This window comes from Paenibacillus xylanilyticus (assembly GCF_009664365.1).
Taxonomy (GTDB): Bacteria; Bacillota; Bacilli; order Paenibacillales; family Paenibacillaceae; genus Paenibacillus; species Paenibacillus xylanilyticus_A.
On sequence record NZ_CP044310.1, the window covers coordinates 5,240,677 to 5,257,681 of the forward strand.

Genomic DNA, 17,005 nt, shown 5'->3' on the forward strand with positions numbered 1-17,005 from the left:
CGATTAGGTGGTATGGTTTCGTTAGGGTTGATCGAATACAAAAGCGAGACTCCCTTCGGGTAAGTCTCGCTTAGTTGATATTTCTATGTTCTAAACGTCGTAAATCTTAGCATGTGCACCAACTGCGTCAGATGGGTAATCTCCTGCTGAACGTTGGACGTATCCGTGCCCGCCATCGCCTGATTGGCCCGCAGCGTTCTACGGGTATTCAGCATGCCATCGATCAATTTCATGACGGTGTTTCGTCCACGATGATCGACAATCATATATTTTTTGCGTGCATCCAGCTCTACCCATACGATATTGCGGAATGAGTTAAACAGGTGTCTGCGGTACTGCTCCATATCGGCTTCATTGTAATGCTCACCATAAAAGGCATAATATCCGTGCACGTGCAGTTTTTCCGCCAGCTCTGTGAGAAATGGATCGAACTCGAGCATAGCGTTACGTTCCATGTTTCACGCCTCCGTTATGCGTGATCCGCAGATCCCGTCTTTTTTTGAGACTATTTTAACATATTACTCACCCGATTGCCTCTCCAGCGAAAAACCGTCATGCTTCTGTCTTACTCCTGATGATAAAGTTCTGTACCCTCACCCACTACCTTAACCGCCAATCATTCTGCCTTTAACCCATACACCCTCAATACCCAATTCCTGGTTAAGCAAAACGATATCTGCCTGTTTCCCTGCAGCCAGGGAACCGGTGCGATGATCAATCCCGAGCAGGCGTGCCGGGGTGAGACTGGCTGCGCGAGATGCAGCGTTCAGGCTCATGCCTACGTCCTGTACCAGATAGCGGAAGCCACGAATCATCGTCAGGGTGCTTCCCGCTAGTGCGCCGCCGTCCTTTAATCGGGCTACGCCCTCCTTCACGATCACGGGCAGGTCGCCGATTTTGTATTCCCCGTCTTCCAGTCCGGCAGCGGACATGGCGTCTGTGATTAGCACAAGCTGATCGGCAGACTGCTTCAGCTGGGCCAGGATGGAGATCGCTGCAGGGTGTACATGAATGCCATCAGCAATCACTTCAGCGCTGATTCTTGGATCACTCAGTACGGCTCCCGCGGCTCCGGGATTACGATGATGCAGCGGAGTCATTGCATTGTACGTATGTACCGCGTGATGCAGCCCGGCTTCAACCGCTCGCTCCACCTCTTCGTAGGTCGCATCCGTGTGACCGAGCGCTGCAGTAATCCGCTGCTGACGCAGCCATGCAATAACTTCAAGTGCCCCTTCCCGTTCCGGCGCCAGCGTAACTTGGCGAATCAGGCCGGGATACTCTTTTTCCCATTCGGCGAGCCATGATACATTAGGCAGTACAATATGGTCCGGATTTTGTGCTCCAGGCCATTTTGGACTAAAAAACGGCCCTTCCAGATGCACGCCCTCAAGCTGGGCGTATGGCATGGGCTTGGAACGATAACGGTACACTTCAGCGAGCACCTCATCCAGTCTGTCCTTCGGAGCAGTCATGGACGTTGCAAGCATGGCAGTGGTACCCTGCGTACTGTGAAAGGAAGTAATCTTGTCCAACACTTCTTGGCTTGCATCCATGAAATCTTCTCCATAACCACCGTGGACATGGATATCAATGAACCCGGGGACGATAACGCCCCCAGCGGGTACAGGCACAGGAACCGCCTGATCACGGATGGATGCCGGCAGACCTTCCAGTGACCCGGCGTATATGATTCTCCCTTCGGTCCAGGCGAGCAGGCCATCCTGCGCCAGACCTTCAGGCAGTACCATTTTACCGCGAAGAAGATAAACGGGGCTGCCGCTCTCTTTGTTGGAGTGGGCTATGTCAGTTCCGTTCATTTTACCAACCTCCCGGCAGCACGATCCAGCAGTACAACCACATTCGGATGGCATTGCAGCAAGGACGCAGGACACTGGGTTGTGATCGGCCCCATGAAGGCTTCGCGAATGATTTCGGCCTTTTCCTCACCGCGGGCGATCAGCAAAATTTGTTTGGCTTTCAGAATCGTACCTACCCCCATCGTTATGGCCTGAGCAGGGACTTCATCAATACTTGCAAAAAAACGGGCATTGGCCTTGCGGGTCTCTTCTTTCAGATCCACCACATGCGTGCGTCCGGTCAGTTCATTCCCCGGTTCGTTAAAGCCAATATGACCATTGTGTCCAATACCCAGCAGCTGCAAGTCTACAGGTCCCAGGTCATCCAGCCGCTGTTCATACAAGGCACATTCCTGGTCCAGGTCTGCTGCTTGCCCGTTCGGTACATGCGTTTTAGCCAGATCCATATCAATATGATGAAAGAGCTGCTCATTCATGAAGCTGCGATAGCTCTCCTGATGCTCCACCGGAAGCCCGACGTACTCATCCAGATTGAAGGAAGAAGCCTGCGCGAAGCTCACCAGCCCTTTCTGGTACAAGTTAATGAGCTGTTTATAAATGCCCACCGGAGAACTTCCCGTTGCAAGTCCGAGCACAGCCCGTGGTTTTGTTTGCAGCAAGCTGGCAATGAGGCCAGCACCTGTAGCATTCAGGTCTTCTTCATTTTCAAAAATACGAATGTTCATCTCACGCACCTCCATGTTGTTGAACTCGATAGGACTGCACATTGTGATACGATTGTTCCAGTTTGGGGATAAAGCGGTCAAAATCGGCACTCATCATGCCTGTGAACAAAATATCAATGACATGCAGCAGCGCAATCCGGGAAGCCATATCTCCCCGTCTCATGCCCTCTTCCAGTGAAGACGTAAATAGCGGAATATCGGATACTCCGGCGAGCTTGTTGTTCCCGTAGGAAGTAAGTGAGATCGTTGCAGCTCCCGCCTGTTTGGCGCAATGCAGGGCATCGATGGTCTCAGGCGTTTCACCCGAGTAGGATACGGCCATGGCCACATCTCCTTCACTTAGCGAGGAAGCTGACGTAATCTGCATATGTGAATCCGAAAAGGCCGTACAGCTTTTGCCGATTCGCACGAGTTTCTGATAGAAATCCTGTGTCACGATGGATGAGGTCGCCACACCGTACAGATCAATGCGACGTGCTTGGCATAACAGCTGAACTGCATGCTCCAATCTGCCCAAATCCAGCAGCCGGGTGGTATCCGCAATGGAGGCAAGGTGGTTGGCCTCGATGGCCTCCACAATTTTGGACAACGGATTGCCTGCCACGATATCCTGATAAGCCGTTTTATCCGTTGAATGAGACAGCTCTGCGGCGAGCTTCATTTTAAAATCCGGGAAGCCCTTGAAGTGAAAGGACTTACAGAAACGAGTGACCGTTGCCGGACTGGTACCGCTTTGTTCAGCAAGGTAATTAATTGTCCAGCCGGGGATATCCGACGGAGATTGCAAGATAACCTCTGCGATTCGCCGTTCCTGTGATGGAAGTCCATCCAGCTCTTGCTGTAAGGCATGTATGATGGCTGCCATGAGTATACTCCTCTGAAAATAATTTTTATATTTTTATAATAAATAAAGAAAATAATTTTTATAACTTCATTTTAATCAAGCTTCATCTGCAAATCAAGGGAATTTACTCCATCTTCAAAATGAAAGTTTACATCATCGCTTCTTGAAGCAGACAAGACGTAAGGCTTATAGTAATGATGAATGCAGTCTATCGATCAACGAAGGAGCACCCCCAAGTGAATCAACGACAACAACAAAAATTATCCCTTCCTCCTGGGTTATTGCTGTCAAGCAAAGCGGTGGTCGGGACTATTATGCCCTGTATGCAATCGACTGGAAACGTGGCGGAAGAATGAGCTGGGAAGGATGGCACCGCCTGGAGGACTTGTTGCAGTTTCATATTCCGGTCAGGCGAAAAGCGGGAAGTCGGAAGTCTGCTTCGCAACCAGCTGCCAAAATCGCCAAAAAGGCGCTCTATCTGCATCTGGATCAGGCCCGGTACGAGGCGTTGGAGCAGCTCTTTTATCAGCCTTTTTCGAAGAGCTCATGGAGATTGTTTATTCGAGAAAACAGCCTTATGTAGGGAGTTCATTTCTTTTCAGGTTATAACAAAAAGCCTCTCCCTAATCCGATGAAGAACAGGGAAAGACTCTGAAAGAACCCAAATATACTGCAGTCCATTCCGTTAACTCATCTTATACATGGTGTGGCAAGGCTAGCTTGTCTCCAATCGATAAACTACTCCAGACCATCATACCGCTTCAAAAACTCACTGGCCAGGCTACTTTCTGTCATCAATACAACCGATTGATTTTCCAGTTCTTCAGCCTCATCATCATCGGTCATGGATATGAAGAACGTAATGTCTGCCTTGGATTGTCCGTAACGGGCAAAAACTTCATCAGGTGTTTCACTCACGACCTTGGCAATAATCTGTATCATCTCATCCTTATAATGCTGTACATCTTCCGCAGCATACAACAATCGGCTGATATGGTTGAAATGCGTATCTTCGCCATACTGATACTCTGAGCAGCCCCATCGATAGTAGATTTCGTCCTGCTCACTGTCACACAGGCCTTCTTCTTTCATCCTGGCAATATGCCTCGCAAGCGATTCCTCCGTATTGGCCGCCATAAACAGGGTGATCCAGTCACTGTCTGTTCCAAACGCACAAGCATATACTTTTTCATGCTGCATCTCTTGCAGCGTTTGCTCCAGATCGGGAAGAAAGCCGGCTCTGAACTTGTCCTCAAATTCATTTAAGAATTGATCCATTTTTCTTTCCTCTCATTTCTTATGTAGTCATGATCTATAAGCTTATTATGGTTGATTTTAATAATAGCGGCAACCGCTATCACTTGATCTTTACTGTTCACTTCATGATCGGCTACCCCGTCTAAAAAGCAAAAAAGCCTTGCCCCATTCTTCAACGTTGGAGAATAGAGAAAGGCTTTCATGCTGCTTCGACATCTTAACTGTTATTCGCAACTAAATCTTCAGTTCTCCGAGCTTAATCAGCTCTACAACTGCTTGCGAACGACCCTTAACATTGAGTTTCTGCATCACATTCGAAATATGGTTACGCACCGTTTTCTCGCTGATGAATAACTGCCCTGCGATGTCACGCGTCGTTTTGTCCTGAACCAGCAATTCGAATACTTCGCGTTCACGGTGGGTCAACAAAAATTTGCTTTTATGATCGATACCCTTCAATGTTCACCCCTCCTTGCTCGGGTTGTGTTGGTGTAACAAGGTTAAGGGGATACAGTCAACTCATCTTATGTCAGGTCAAGGGCGATGGTTCAGTTTTATGAAAAAAATGGGCTGTCATTTGTTGATCCTTCGTAATGGAAGATACACAGCGTTATGTAGTTCTGCTTTTTCGTAGATGCTGGGATAAAAAAATATGCCTTTGCCACTGATGTACCCATCCGCGCAAAGGCATATTTGTTGAGCTGTTTTTACCGATGATTAGGATGCATAATGCCATCATTATTGTTGTTGCGGTTTAACACGCCATCACCAAGAATACCATCACGGCGCTGATTCATGGCGTTGGTGGGGAAGATGCGTTCAACCATCGATTGGAACGTATCAATCATGCCGCTAACGGGTTTGCCGTTACGAATATCCTTGGCATAGGACTCCACATGCTCGACAAATTCCGGATTGGCCGATACATAGACATTCTCTACATTCGGTGCAAATTGCTTGATTTTGGCTGCAACTTTGCCTTTGATCTCTTCAGACGTGTTGTCATCCGAGCTGTCCTGGCGTTGTCCTACGCCCTGTCCTTCACTTTGCATTCCATAATGGCCATCACTCATCGTACGTTCTCTGCCCGTGTTCGTGAGCCCGCGCATCATGCCAAATGATCCGGTACCCATTGTTCCGTAAATGCTGCGGTCGTTCCCCATATGGCTGCGGTCTGTAGCCGAACCGGTGTTCAATCCTGGCGCAATACCACTGGTCGTGTACGGTGACATCGTTCCGTCGCCCGCATGAACGCGCATACCACCCAGATCCTGATTCATGCTCTCCGTTCGCATGGTTCCACTCGCACGATTCCGCAAAGTACCGTTCATCGTGCTGTTATGGTTACCGTTACGATTCGATTGACTATCCATCTTGCCGGCATGACCGTCAGTTAAACGGACAGCAACATAAGCGTTACGGTCGGTTAACAGTACATTGGCCGACTTGATCTCTTTCATTTCGGTAATGCGTTTAGCCAGTTCGTCACTGGATTTCAGGTCAGTGACATTATGCATGCGATAACTCTTGGCACGAATGCCATCCATTCCATTGGTTTCCACACCATAACGGTTCAGGCCTCGAACTTCCTGACCCGCATTATTGGTTTGCAAATTGTTGTTATCCCGGCCATCACCGCACCCTGTCAGTCCGGCCATTACAAAAATTGCAGTAGACAATGATAAGCTGATTGCTTTCGCCTTTTTGGCTGCTGGCATGTCTCATCCTCCAATGTGTATGGTTTAGGTCACAAGGATAGGATGCGCTTCTGAAGTACCCGATATGCTGAAAGGATATGGAACCTGTCCTGCGCAACAAAAAAACAAAAAAGCGGCGCCAGCACGTTATGTGCGACACCGCTTTTTTTCCGAATGAACCTATGGATTTAGTTTATCTAACTGCGTATATCACATTTCCAAGACTACTCTGCTGATGAGGTTGAATCTTCACTTGCACTTCCTGCATCCGACGATGCGTCAGCTGCTTTCACCGTATCAGGAAATTTCTCCGCATCCTGCAAGGCATCCGCCTGTAGGGAATATGCCCATTGGCCATCTGGTGTTATCACGTAAATGATATCCGGTTCGGATGCAACGTTAAGCCCCCGATACACATCGGTTACATTCTCTCCATTTACCTTCTGCTCCACAGAAAGTGTGAATCGGGGCACAGCATCCTTGAGCTCGGAGGCTTTGCGAACGTCGTCCGCCGTGGAGAGATTTTTAATTTTGCCGATGAGAGATACGGCTTCCGTGGATTCAACCGTCTCACCATTTAGCGTCCATGTCCGCTCGGCCGCACCGCCTTCCGAAGCCGACTTCAGTACCCAGGTCGCTGCTTCTCCTTCCCAGTCCAGAGAAGCCACATTCGTATCATCGAGATTAAACGGTGTCGTATCGAGCAGATCATGCCTTGTCAGCTCCATATTGCTGATCGACTCCGACTTCACAGCAACAACAGGACCGGAATTCACCTGAACATAACGGGCATCATCTGCCGGAAGCTGTCCGCCGATCTTTAATATGATGTCACGGCTGTCCTTGGTTTTGATATCCAAACGGGCAGCAGTCGAACCCAATCCATACTTCTCCAGATCGGTCGGTGTCTCTTCCACCACCAGTTCCTGTTCTGCTCCGGTTAGCGCATCAAGCCAGCTACTGATGGTATAACCGTTAATCGGGTACGCCTTGGGTTCCACCATGCTCCATACGCCGTCTTTCAGCTCCAATTGGGCAGATAAAGAGGAAGAAGCATCTTCGTCCGTCTGATCTGTACTCGGGTCATGAATGGTGATCGACTGGATATCATCAGACTGAATGCCAAGCAGCTGGACCTTGACCGCCTCTTCTTCGCGAAAATAATTCTGATTGGCCGCATAAATCCAGCCCACAATCAGTACCAATACGACCAGAATCGTCGGAATCCATTTCTTCATACGCGTCTGCGCCTCCACCATAAGAATACACCTATGATAACAAAGATAAGCGGGAAACCCACAATCGCAGCGAAAAAAATCGTTCTGGCCTGCTCACCATTCAGGTAAGCCACTTCATAACCAGCCTGCACCCGCGGGGGAATGGTTAACCCGTCCTCTTTTTCACTTAAATAATTAACGGTATTCAAAATGAAGTCACGGTTACCGCCATTCCCGATTTCCGAATCCTGCATGAAGATGGAAGATCCAAGGATTACGGCTTTTGGTTTGCCTTCAGTCGTATCTGCTGCATAACCGAGCTCGACAGGTCCCTGAATATCCTGATCCGGATCATTCGCGGTTTCGTTTTGCAGCAAGCCCTCAATATTCGTCTCGCCGTAACTATCATCCGAAGATTGAATCAGTGGCGACAGTGTATACTTCTCCTGTTCCTTGCTTGTCAGGGCAATCGACAGGGATAACATCGGATACAACTGACTTGCGGACAGTTTATCTGTAATGGCATGTGTACCGTATTCGGGTACAACCCATAGTGGTCCCATCGTGCTGGCCTGCTTGTTGTCCACCATCACGGCATGCTCATCAACCACTCCATAATCGGCCATGAGCTTGTCGATATTTTTCCAGCTGGATTTCATATCCTCCACAAAACCGAGGGACAACATCAGCTTGCCCCCATTACTCAGATAGGTTCGAATGGCTTTTAATTCAGTGTCGCTCAGATCACGCTGCGGGCCAATGATCGCGAGTACGTCCGCATCTTCGGGAACCACTCCGGCCTGATTGAGCTGCAGTTCTTCTGTTGTAATGTTGTTTTGCTCCAGGGACGAACGAAGCGTGGTCAACTGATCCAGACCAAGTTCCTCATGCCCTGTCAGGAATACCATTTTCTTCTTTTCGGTGGAAGAGAGATTCATCAGAGCCTGCGTTAATTTTTCCTCCCCCGTGAACTGGTATGACCCATCACTGCCATCCCCTACTGCTGTAAACAGACTGGCTATATCAATAACTTTATATTGATCCCCCTGCTCCAGGACGATGGAACTGCCTGTGATGCCGTATTTCGAGGCCAGCGTCGGTTCCTGTGTCAGATTATACTGTTCCATCTTGAGCTTGCTGTTTCGTTTGGTATACTCCTGAACCATGTCCATTACTTCGCGATTCAAGACGGTATTGTTGGCATTCTCCACCGTTAATACCTTAATGCTAACGTCATCCTTTACATTTTTGATCGCGGTCAGTGACTGGTCCGATAAGGTGTATTGTTTGTTTGCCGTCAGATCCAGCTGGAATCCGCCAAGCGAATTCAGAAACAGCGTAAGCAAAATAAAAATGCCGATGACCGCTACAGACAGCACCGTACTATTCGTATGACTCAACCATTTTTTCATCTTCTCACCTCCACCGCTTCCGTTCCACGATTTGAATGCTCAGTAGCAGAAATACGCCTGATAGCGTCACATAATACAAGATATCCGGTCCACTGAGCACACCCTTCGTGAAGCTGTCAAAACGGTTCGTCAGCGCAAATGGATCAAGCCATTTCTGCAGTGCAGAACCGGTATTGCCTGCGAATGAATCAAGCATCCACAATACGAGCAAAATAATAAAACCGGCCACCGCAGACACCATCTGATGCTGAGATAATGTAGAAGCAAACAATCCGATCGCCATCATGCTGCCGCCCAGGAAGAAGAGTCCCAGCGCCGACAGCCAAACCGAGGTCAGATCCAACGTTCCAAAGAACGACATAATGAACGGATAGACCAGACTGCACAGAATGAGCACGATCAGAATGGCCAGAGAGGCCAGATACTTCCCAAATATGACTTCCGTTACCCGAGCCGGGGAGGTCAGCAGCAGCTCATCTGTACCCTGCCTGAATTCCTCAGCAACCAGTCTCATGGTCAATAAAGGCACCACAAACAGCAGCATGGATAAGATATCACCGAGAACTAGGCGATAATCCACAATACTGGGCTGGTAATACACGAAGCTGGAGTAAAACAATAAACTTGTCATCAGCACATAGACCGCAAAGGCGAAATAGGATGTGGGTGACAAAAAATACGCCTGAAGTTCCTTATTGCAAATAGCCATCATTCGTCTCATTTGGATTCCTCCTCTGTTGGCGAATCCGCAGAGTCTTCTCGAGCCGGGTCAGGCGTATCTTCATCCGGTGACTCATTGTCCGGTTCCGTTGTAGTCAGCTTCAGGAAGATCTGCTCCAGACTGAGATTTTCCTTCTTCATTTCCAGGATCGGCAGTCCCGCTCCGGATAAAAGATAAAACAGCTCTTCCCGGAAGTCCTCGGGTGAATCTCCGGTAAGCAGCATTTTAACCGTTCCCTGCTGATCTGTGCTGCCGTTTCCGTCCGTGGGTTGAATAACTTCCCTCCTCACCTTCTCCCAAGGTGTCAGCAAATGATGTAGCTGCTGCTCTGTCGCCTTGACTTCAATGGATACCTTGAACTGATCCCCCATTGAAGAACCAAAGTGTTGTGGTGAACCGTCAAGTACGAGCTGTCCCTGATTAATAATCAACATCCGGTTACATAGCGTGCTGACTTCAGGCAGAATATGTGTACTGAGCAGCACCGTATGATTTTCGCCGAGCTCCCGGATCAGATCACGAATCTCCATAATCTGATTCGGGTCAAGCCCTGATGTAGGCTCATCCAGGACAAGCAGATCAGGCTTGTGGATAATGGCTCCCGCCAGTCCCAGTCGCTGTTTATAACCTTTGGATAGTCCACGCACCAGTTGTTTCTCCCGCTCCTGAAGCCCCAGCCTGCTGACCATCTCACTGATCCGCAGTTTAATCTCGCGTGCCGGAACATCCCTCAGGTTCGCCACGAATTTTAAATAGGACTGCACCGTCATGTCCGGATATAGCGGCGGTGTTTCCGGAAGATAACCGATTTTGGAACGAACAGCTCTGCCCTGATCATGCACAGATTGTCCATCAACCACAATCGACCCGGCGGTGGGTTGCAGGTAACCGGTGATCATGCGCATCGTTGTCGTTTTGCCGGCACCATTGGGCCCCAGAAAACCAACAATCTCACCGCGCTCCATTGTGAAATCCAGTTGATGCACGCCGCGCCGTCCATCATACACTTTGCTGACCTGTTTCACTTCGAGCACATTATTCATCCTTTCCCGTTAAAATACCCGTGTGCCATCAAGCAATCCTGATGGTCTACACGGGAAGTTCCTTGTATTTTACGGGGGCTATCCTAAACCCAGCTTAATGACACTTAAAAGAAAGATTAAAAAAATATGTCCAAAATGTGAACAACTTGGGTTTCACCCACACCCTGTGCATTGGGGATACGTACCATACAGTACAGGAGTCAGCATTTTGCATCATTCGATTCCACTCGCTCCTAGGAACAATATTATAGACGAATAGGACCATCTCGATCTATATATTGAGGATTGGAAGTCGCTTATTGGATTGATGCAAAATGCTCAGGAGTATGAGTTCCTGCACAAAAGTCAGAGGGTGAACCGTGTGAAAGTATTATTCACGTTTTTTGTACCAAGCGGTGGCGTGGATACCTTGAACCGCTTGCGGACAGCCGTTCTGCAACGTCATGGCATTGAAGCGCATCTATTGTACCTTTATACAGGATCAGGTTTGCAGAACAGCACCGGCACTCCGGTGTTCACCGCGTCCAATGATGAAGAAATACGTTTTTTGATTCACAGCCAGCGTTATGACGCCATTATTGTGACTTCGGATATTTCCATGCCTGGCAGATTGAGAGGACTAGGCTATACAGGACGAATTATATTTGAAGCTCAGGGTCTCGGTACGAGAGATCAGGCACTTGAAACGATTCAGATGGCGATTCCTTACCTCCAGGCCCATTGTGACGCTGCTGTTCTGCCTCCTACCGATCACTTGCTGGATATGTTTATTCATATCTGCCCTTGGCTGCACCGATTTGTTATCCCCAATATGCTGGACACCGAGACGTTTGCTCCAGTTCCCGTTGACACTCCACCCTATCCGGTTTTGGCTTGGGTCGGGAGGCTGGAACACAACAAAAACTGGCGAGAATATTTGAGCATATCAAGCAAGATCATCAAAAAAATCCCCAAAGCCAGACTTTGGCTGTTTCATGATCCAAGCTTGGCCAATCCCGAAGACGAAGTGATGTTCCGTCATATGCTGGCTGAATATGGTTTGGAGGACCGCATCGGCATCTTTGTCAATGTTCCTCACTCCCAGATGCCTACGTTCTATTCCATGATTGCAGCTTCTGGAGGAATCATGCTCTCCACATCCCTTCTTGAAGGCTTTGGTTATGCGGTTGCTGAAGCCATCAGCTGCGGATGCCCCGTACTCAGCACCGATTCGGATGGTGTACGTTCGTTCATAACCCATAACAAGACAGGCAAATTCTATCCTCTGGGCAATGTAAATGCAGCAGTAGATGAAGGGATCGAACTCATGCGTAACCAAAAGTTGCGTGAATATATCCGTGAACAGGGCAGAGAGCATATGACAGCCTCTTTCTCTCCGGATCGGTACGCTATTTCCTTCCGGGAAATGATGACCGCCCTGAGCATCTTCTCATGAGCAATGCAAAAAGGCAGTTCAGATATGTTCTGAACTGCCTCGGATTAAAGAGATTAAGCACCTATTCATAAAATAGGATGATCATTAGTGCCCCATCATCATGGCCGGATCCGGTTCATCCCCGGTCTGGAGCGTTTCTTCCTGCATTCGTTTTGGTTTACGGAGAATAAGACTCAGTAAACAACCGAACAATGCAATGCACGCGGCCAGGAAAAACGTATCGTTAAAACCAGACACGAGACCCTTAATGACAGATGCAACGTCCGTACCACTTGTGTTGGACGCAATTCGGGAAGTCAGGAAACCGGTCAAACCAGCAACCGCAAAAGATACAACGACTTGCTGCGCAGCAGCGGTAAGCGGTGTGACCCGACCAACCAATTTGCGCGGAGCAGCGTTAAGCACATGGGTATTCAGTGGCATCATGGATAGACCCATACCGAGTCCCATCATCACGAGACTCAGAATAATTAGACCCAGGCCCGTCTCCGATGTAATGGAAGACAGGATGAAGAGTGCCCCCGAGATGATACCCAGACCCACGAATGCAAGGGGTCTCGCCCCGATTTTATCAAACAAACGGCCACCAAGCGGCATGCCTACACCGGATGCCAACGCTTGTGGTAGCAGGATTAACCCTGTTTCCAAAGCCGTGTAGCCTTTGATCTGCTGCAGGTAGAGCGGAATCAAAATCATGGCCCCAAACAAAGCAATTTGCGAAACCCACGCCAGAATAATGCCTCGTGTGAAATCAGAGGATTTGAACACCCGTAGTTCCAGCAATGGATTTTGGTGACGCAGCTCCACAATGATGAACAGGATCAACGCCACGCCTCCAACGATTACACCTGTCAGTGTTGAGGTGGACGTCCAGCTTGTGCCTCCCTCACTTACACCATAGGCAAGCATAGAGAAGGCGATCGGTGCGAGAATCATGCCTAACAGGTCCAGCGCAGGTGTTCTTCCACGGTCCGTATCAGGCAGAAATTTGATACATAGAATAAAAGCAGCGATACCGATTGGCAGATTGATCAGAAAGATCCAGTGCCAGCTGAGGGACTGAATGAACCAGCCAGACAATACCGGTCCCAGCGCAGGAGCCAGCAGCATTGGAATCCCGAGCATGCCCATGATGGAGCCTCTTCTTTCGGGAGGAGCCAGACGAAAAACCATAGCCATCCCGATTGGAGCCACCATTCCTCCGCCAAGTCCCTGGATAATCCGATACACAATCAATTGCTCGGGAGACTGTGCAATCGAGCATAATACCGATCCGAGGGTAAACATGGCTATGGTGAAAAGAAAGACTCTTTTGGCACCGAAACGATCCGTGAGCCATCCGGCTAATGGGATCACTGCCGATAATGCCAAGGTATAGCCCGTTACGGTCCATTGGATTGTCTTCAGATCCGTCTCGAAGTACTGTACCAGATTCGGAATGGCGACGTTCACGACCGTACTATCCAGAATGACCATAATCATACCAACGATGATGGCCAAGAGCGGAAGAATAATCGTTTTGATCGAGAACTCCTCCGGATTCTGGTGAACTGCTGTTTGTTGTTTCATTGACCACTCTCTTTTCCGGCTTGGAGGGAAAGCCCTCGCGTACAGCCTTATAATCATGACTGATTCAAACATTTGTTTTAAACCGTCGTTTTAAACTTTTGTTTTAACCATGGTTTTATTTTAATGAAAATACCTTTGCTGTCAAGCCATTTTCTTATGTAAAATTCAGTATAAGCAAACACAAAAAAGGGAACAGGCTCTCCCCTGCTCCGCCGATTTGGCTAGTTCTCCATCATTCGCCTTGCCTAACTAATCTGCCAGCTTAATCATCTGGTGTTCAGAGAGCACACCCAGTGTCTGGCCGCAAGCACTTCTGCAATACAGCCGAACCGCCAGATGATAGGGTCTGCTCTTGTTGCTGATGATTCGCAGCTGCCACATATGAGATGAAACGTTCAGGTCATGAATGATGTGGTTACGGCTGCTGCCGGTCAACTCTGCTCCAATATGAAAGATATGCCGATACAGTTCTCCACTGGTTGGGCTGATCCCGCCGACATATACATCCGCTCCGTCTTCCCCTGCGAATGCGACCTCCACGTCGATATACTTAATCGGAATAGCTGTTTGGAGCATGCCCTCATGGACTTCCATTATATATGCCCCCACACTTGTGCCTCCTTCTGCTGTGTACGACCTGTAAATAGTTTATGCTGCCCTACATCCTATGCCAGTTGTATTCACCCATTTTTGACAGATGTACCTTCCTGCCCGGCCTTTGGCACAGCTTCTCTCATAGAATAGAAGGATAGCAGAACCGCCTGTGCAGGCCGTGACAAGGAGGTACTTATGAAAGTTCTGCTCGTTACCTATTGGGAGCTTACGCAGATGGGAGGCATCTGGACCTATGTGAAACAGCTCGCCGACAGGTTGATGGCACTTGGCGTCGAAGTCGATATCATGGGAACGAACGGCGCGAAGAATGAAGTTTATATCCGTAACCTGAATCGGAACTTTTCCAAAGAAAACGTATGGCCTATGCTGCAAGCCAAGCTCAATCCGACAGATCTTCCGCAATTTACAGCCGACCCTCTCCTCGCGTATTACGAACTGAATCGATATGCATTTGAAATGGCTGCTGCCTGTCTGGGTGTAGAACACTATGACATGATTCATGCACAAGATCCCGTAGCAGCCGTCGCGATGAAACGTATTCTGAAGAAGAACACCCCCATGGTAACCAGTTATCACGGGGCACTTGCACGCGAAACCTTTTATGATGAGCAAAAATCCAAACCGCAGCTTTCGCTTCCAGCCTATTTGCAATCCAGACGGGGACGCTATTTCCTCTCACTGGAGCAGCGGAGCGCCGCACAATCCGAGCTTATTCTGGTATCCAGCCGCTGGATCAAAAGTACACTCACATCATTGCAGGTTCCTGAGGACAAATTCCGGCTGATCCCTTATGCTGTGGACCTTCCCGCTTACCGTTCCCAGGCCTCCGTCCGGTTCCGGCAGCGGCCCCCTGCAGGCAAGAAGGTCATCGCCTTCACAGGCAGACTGGAATTTATCAAAGGCGTTCATGTCCTGATCAACGCTCTGGCCAGCCTGAAGCAACTTCGCTCTGATTGGGTCTGCTGGATTGCGGGAGAAGGGAATTTGATGGAAGACCTGCGTTCCCAGGCTAATGATCTTGGTGTAGCAGGAGATATCGTATTTTGGGGCAAATTGGACAACATCCCTTCGTTCCTGCGCCGTGCCGATATTTATGTACAGCCCAGCCTGCAGGACACGCAGCCCTTCTCGGTTACGGAAGCCCAGCTTGCCGGACTTCCTGTTATCGTAAGCGGTACGGCAGGCATGCCGGAGATGGTTGAGCCTGCTCATACCGGTTGGGTCGTTCCTCCGCAGGATGCGGACTCCCTGAGCGCACTATTGAACGCCCTGCTGCAGGATGACGCCACTCGTCTGCGGGTCGGCGCACAGGCCAAGGCTTGGGCAGAGAAGTATCGCTCCCTGGAGGAAATGGGAATGCGCACACTTCAGGTATACCAGGAAGCAATTCAAAAAGGAGGGCACCTGATATGACCCTGCTGGTACCTAGTGATTTATATAATGGCTGGTTTTCCGTCCCTGTCTCTACCCCCCACATTGAAGTGAATTACGAGATTATGAATGCCTTGGTAGAAACACTCCCCAAGGGGTATACCCTGCCTGATCCGGAAGCAATGGCTATTATGTGCTCTAATGATTAATCATATTGGGGATGCTGACCCTCTTGCTGCAAGAGGGTTATTTCCATTGAAAGACGATCTGAATCATGAAAAAGCAAAAAGAGAGCATCCCCACTGGTCCACAACTCAGGAGAACCAGAAGAATTACCCTCTCTTTTACGTGCTTTTTATCTTTCTTATGTCGGATTGTACCCATGATTACTGCCAATAACCGCCGATCTGAAGCAGATTCAGCAAAATGGGCCGATGTTTGGCCTGAACCATTTCCATCTCGGCCTTTAATGCTTCAAAGTGTTTTTTGGTACCCATTGAATCATGAACCCGATAACACATCAAAGGCTCGTTAAAATAAAACAGCTCATAGACCGGGAATAATCTCAGCCACATCTCATAGTCATGGGTATAGCGGAACTCGGTGTCAAACAAGCCGAACTTCCGAAATGCATCCATCTCCAGCATCACGGTACAGCCGTTAATGGGACAGCCTTCAAGCAGCACCTGCAGCATCTCGAGACGGCTGCCTACTTCCGGCTGCACCGTATCCATCCATTCACTGTTTTCATTGACATAATGATAGGCCCCATGGCAGAAGGAGGCTTTAACCTTCAGCATGAATTCCAGTTGTTTCTCTACCCGATCCAGCAGCATGACGTCATCCGAGCTGAGCCAGACGAAATAGTCCCCCGACGCACGCTTGATCCCTTCATTCAGGGCTGTAGCCGTCCCCCCATTTTCCTTTCGAACATAGGTGATACGATCCATAAATGGTTCCAGCTTCTCCACATGCTTCGTAGACCCGTCATCCACCACGATAACCTCGATATGAGGATATGTCTGGTTCAGAGCACTGTGAACAGCCTGCTCAATATAAGCACAGTTGTAAAACGGGATGACAATTGAAACTTTGGGTTCCATTCGGGCCTCCCCTTTCCTCGCCTGTCTCTATAAAACTCCTACCCTTATCATATGATGGAACTGTCTCCGGTTCGCGGGCATCTGTGAGGGAAAGATCAAGAATTACGCATGAGCGGATACATAGAAAGAGGGTATTATGGCGACTTGCTCCCATAACCCCTCAATCCCTTCATACG

At 49.0% G+C, this 17,005-nt stretch carries 18 protein-coding genes; 4 read left to right on the top strand and 14 right to left on the bottom strand.

Annotated elements, in window-relative coordinates:
* Window positions 1-83 precede the first annotated feature (83 nt).
* The 4 genes from F4V51_RS23305 to F4V51_RS23320 form a co-directional block, all read right to left on the bottom strand.
* Window positions 84-455 carry a hypothetical protein gene (locus F4V51_RS23305; protein ID WP_153979812.1) on the bottom strand — a complete coding sequence of 124 codons (372 nt, stop codon included), beginning with the start codon at window positions 453-455 and terminating at the stop codon, window positions 84-86.
* Between the two features lie 150 nt (window positions 456-605).
* A complete protein-coding gene (gene nagA / locus F4V51_RS23310) occupies window positions 606-1,820 on the bottom strand; it encodes an N-acetylglucosamine-6-phosphate deacetylase (protein ID WP_153979813.1) in 1,215 nt (404 codons plus the stop codon).
* Window positions 1,817-2,545 (bottom strand): glucosamine-6-phosphate deaminase, encoded by a 729-nt coding sequence (gene nagB, locus F4V51_RS23315; protein ID WP_153979814.1) that lies wholly within the window; start codon window positions 2,543-2,545, stop codon window positions 1,817-1,819. Before nagB ends, nagA begins: the two co-directional genes overlap by 4 nt.
* Window position 2,546: 1 nt before the next feature.
* Window positions 2,547-3,410: a MurR/RpiR family transcriptional regulator gene (locus tag F4V51_RS23320; RefSeq protein ID WP_095361363.1), complete on the bottom strand. Its 864-nt coding sequence runs from the start codon at window positions 3,408-3,410 to the stop codon at window positions 2,547-2,549.
* A 142-nt stretch (window positions 3,411-3,552) separates the two neighbouring features.
* Here F4V51_RS23320 and F4V51_RS23325 point away from each other — a divergent pair, with 142 nt between their 5' ends.
* Window positions 3,553-3,972: a hypothetical protein gene (locus F4V51_RS23325; RefSeq protein ID WP_236146626.1), complete on the top strand. Its 420-nt coding sequence runs from the start codon at window positions 3,553-3,555 to the stop codon at window positions 3,970-3,972.
* A gap of 155 nt (window positions 3,973-4,127) precedes the next feature.
* Here F4V51_RS23325 and F4V51_RS23330 read toward each other — a convergent pair whose 3' ends face one another.
* The 7 genes from F4V51_RS23330 to F4V51_RS23360 all read right to left on the bottom strand — a co-directional run bounded on the left by F4V51_RS23330 (window position 4,128) and on the right by F4V51_RS23360 (window position 10,727).
* Window positions 4,128-4,667, bottom strand: a complete 540-nt coding sequence (locus F4V51_RS23330) for a DUF4303 domain-containing protein (protein WP_153979815.1) — start codon at window positions 4,665-4,667, stop codon at window positions 4,128-4,130.
* Between the two features lie 213 nt (window positions 4,668-4,880).
* Window positions 4,881-5,105, bottom strand: coding sequence for a helix-turn-helix domain-containing protein (locus F4V51_RS23335; protein WP_017692532.1), 225 nt, complete (start codon window positions 5,103-5,105; stop codon window positions 4,881-4,883).
* A gap of 248 nt (window positions 5,106-5,353) precedes the next feature.
* Window positions 5,354-6,364: a YhcN/YlaJ family sporulation lipoprotein gene (locus F4V51_RS23340; protein ID WP_153979816.1), complete on the bottom strand. Its 1,011-nt coding sequence runs from the start codon at window positions 6,362-6,364 to the stop codon at window positions 5,354-5,356.
* 203 nt (window positions 6,365-6,567) lie between these two features.
* Window positions 6,568-7,581, bottom strand: a complete 1,014-nt coding sequence (locus tag F4V51_RS23345; protein WP_162009983.1) for a DUF4340 domain-containing protein — start codon at window positions 7,579-7,581, stop codon at window positions 6,568-6,570.
* Window positions 7,578-8,972, bottom strand: coding sequence for a GldG family protein (locus F4V51_RS23350; RefSeq protein WP_153979818.1), 1,395 nt, complete (start codon window positions 8,970-8,972; stop codon window positions 7,578-7,580). Before F4V51_RS23350 ends, F4V51_RS23345 begins: the two co-directional genes overlap by 4 nt.
* A 4-nt stretch (window positions 8,973-8,976) precedes the next feature.
* Window positions 8,977-9,693 (bottom strand): ABC transporter permease subunit, encoded by a 717-nt coding sequence (locus F4V51_RS23355; protein WP_153979819.1) that lies wholly within the window; start codon window positions 9,691-9,693, stop codon window positions 8,977-8,979.
* Window positions 9,690-10,727, bottom strand: a complete 1,038-nt coding sequence (locus F4V51_RS23360; protein WP_236146627.1) for an ABC transporter ATP-binding protein — start codon at window positions 10,725-10,727, stop codon at window positions 9,690-9,692. Before F4V51_RS23360 ends, F4V51_RS23355 begins: the two co-directional genes overlap by 4 nt.
* 370 nt (window positions 10,728-11,097) lie before the next feature.
* Between F4V51_RS23360 and F4V51_RS23365 the strand changes: the two genes are divergently transcribed.
* On the top strand, window positions 11,098-12,171 hold the full coding sequence (locus tag F4V51_RS23365; protein ID WP_236146628.1) for a glycosyltransferase family 4 protein: 1,074 nt from the start codon (window positions 11,098-11,100) through the stop codon (window positions 12,169-12,171).
* An 84-nt stretch (window positions 12,172-12,255) separates the two neighbouring features.
* Here F4V51_RS23365 and F4V51_RS23370 read toward each other — a convergent pair whose 3' ends face one another.
* Both F4V51_RS23370 and F4V51_RS23375 read right to left on the bottom strand, forming a co-directional pair.
* Complete coding sequence (locus F4V51_RS23370) at window positions 12,256-13,740, bottom strand: DHA2 family efflux MFS transporter permease subunit (protein ID WP_153979821.1); 1,485 nt, start codon at window positions 13,738-13,740, stop codon at window positions 12,256-12,258.
* A gap of 249 nt (window positions 13,741-13,989) precedes the next feature.
* Entirely contained in the window at window positions 13,990-14,349 is a 360-nt protein-coding gene (locus F4V51_RS23375; RefSeq protein WP_153979822.1) for a hypothetical protein, read from the bottom strand.
* Between the two features lie 180 nt (window positions 14,350-14,529).
* Here F4V51_RS23375 and F4V51_RS23380 point away from each other — a divergent pair, with 180 nt between their 5' ends.
* The gene (locus F4V51_RS23380; protein WP_153979823.1) at window positions 14,530-15,768 is read left to right on the top strand and encodes a glycosyltransferase family 4 protein; all 1,239 of its coding nucleotides are present in this window, start codon (window positions 14,530-14,532) and stop codon (window positions 15,766-15,768) included.
* Window positions 15,765-15,935, top strand: coding sequence for a hypothetical protein (locus tag F4V51_RS28875; protein WP_167301708.1), 171 nt, complete (start codon window positions 15,765-15,767; stop codon window positions 15,933-15,935). Before F4V51_RS23380 ends, F4V51_RS28875 begins: the two co-directional genes overlap by 4 nt.
* A 177-nt stretch (window positions 15,936-16,112) precedes the next feature.
* Here the strand turns inward: F4V51_RS28875 and F4V51_RS23385 are convergent, their stop codons facing one another.
* Window positions 16,113-16,829, bottom strand: a complete 717-nt coding sequence (locus F4V51_RS23385; protein WP_153979824.1) for a glycosyltransferase — start codon at window positions 16,827-16,829, stop codon at window positions 16,113-16,115.
* Window positions 16,830-17,005: the final 176 nt, after the last annotated feature.

Coding starts and splice junctions, on each gene's coding strand:
- F4V51_RS23305 (WP_153979812.1), bottom strand. CDS start 455: ATGGAACGTAACGCTATGCTCGAGTTCGATCCATTTCTCACAGAGCTG.
- nagA (WP_153979813.1), bottom strand. CDS start 1,820: ATGAACGGAACTGACATAGCCCACTCCAACAAAGAGAGCGGCAGCCCC.
- nagB (WP_153979814.1), bottom strand. CDS start 2,545: ATGAACATTCGTATTTTTGAAAATGAAGAAGACCTGAATGCTACAGGT.
- F4V51_RS23320 (WP_095361363.1), bottom strand. CDS start 3,410: ATGGCAGCCATCATACATGCCTTACAGCAAGAGCTGGATGGACTTCCA.
- F4V51_RS23330 (WP_153979815.1), bottom strand. CDS start 4,667: ATGGATCAATTCTTAAATGAATTTGAGGACAAGTTCAGAGCCGGCTTT.
- F4V51_RS23340 (WP_153979816.1), bottom strand. CDS start 6,364: ATGCCAGCAGCCAAAAAGGCGAAAGCAATCAGCTTATCATTGTCTACT.
- F4V51_RS23345 (WP_162009983.1), bottom strand. CDS start 7,581: ATGAAGAAATGGATTCCGACGATTCTGGTCGTATTGGTACTGATTGTG.
- F4V51_RS23350 (WP_153979818.1), bottom strand. CDS start 8,972: ATGAAAAAATGGTTGAGTCATACGAATAGTACGGTGCTGTCTGTAGCG.
- F4V51_RS23355 (WP_153979819.1), bottom strand. CDS start 9,693: ATGAGACGAATGATGGCTATTTGCAATAAGGAACTTCAGGCGTATTTT.
- F4V51_RS23370 (WP_153979821.1), bottom strand. CDS start 13,740: ATGAAACAACAAACAGCAGTTCACCAGAATCCGGAGGAGTTCTCGATC.
- F4V51_RS23380 (WP_153979823.1), top strand. CDS start 14,530: ATGAAAGTTCTGCTCGTTACCTATTGGGAGCTTACGCAGATGGGAGGC.
- F4V51_RS28875 (WP_167301708.1), top strand. CDS start 15,765: ATGACCCTGCTGGTACCTAGTGATTTATATAATGGCTGGTTTTCCGTC.
- F4V51_RS23385 (WP_153979824.1), bottom strand. CDS start 16,829: ATGGAACCCAAAGTTTCAATTGTCATCCCGTTTTACAACTGTGCTTAT.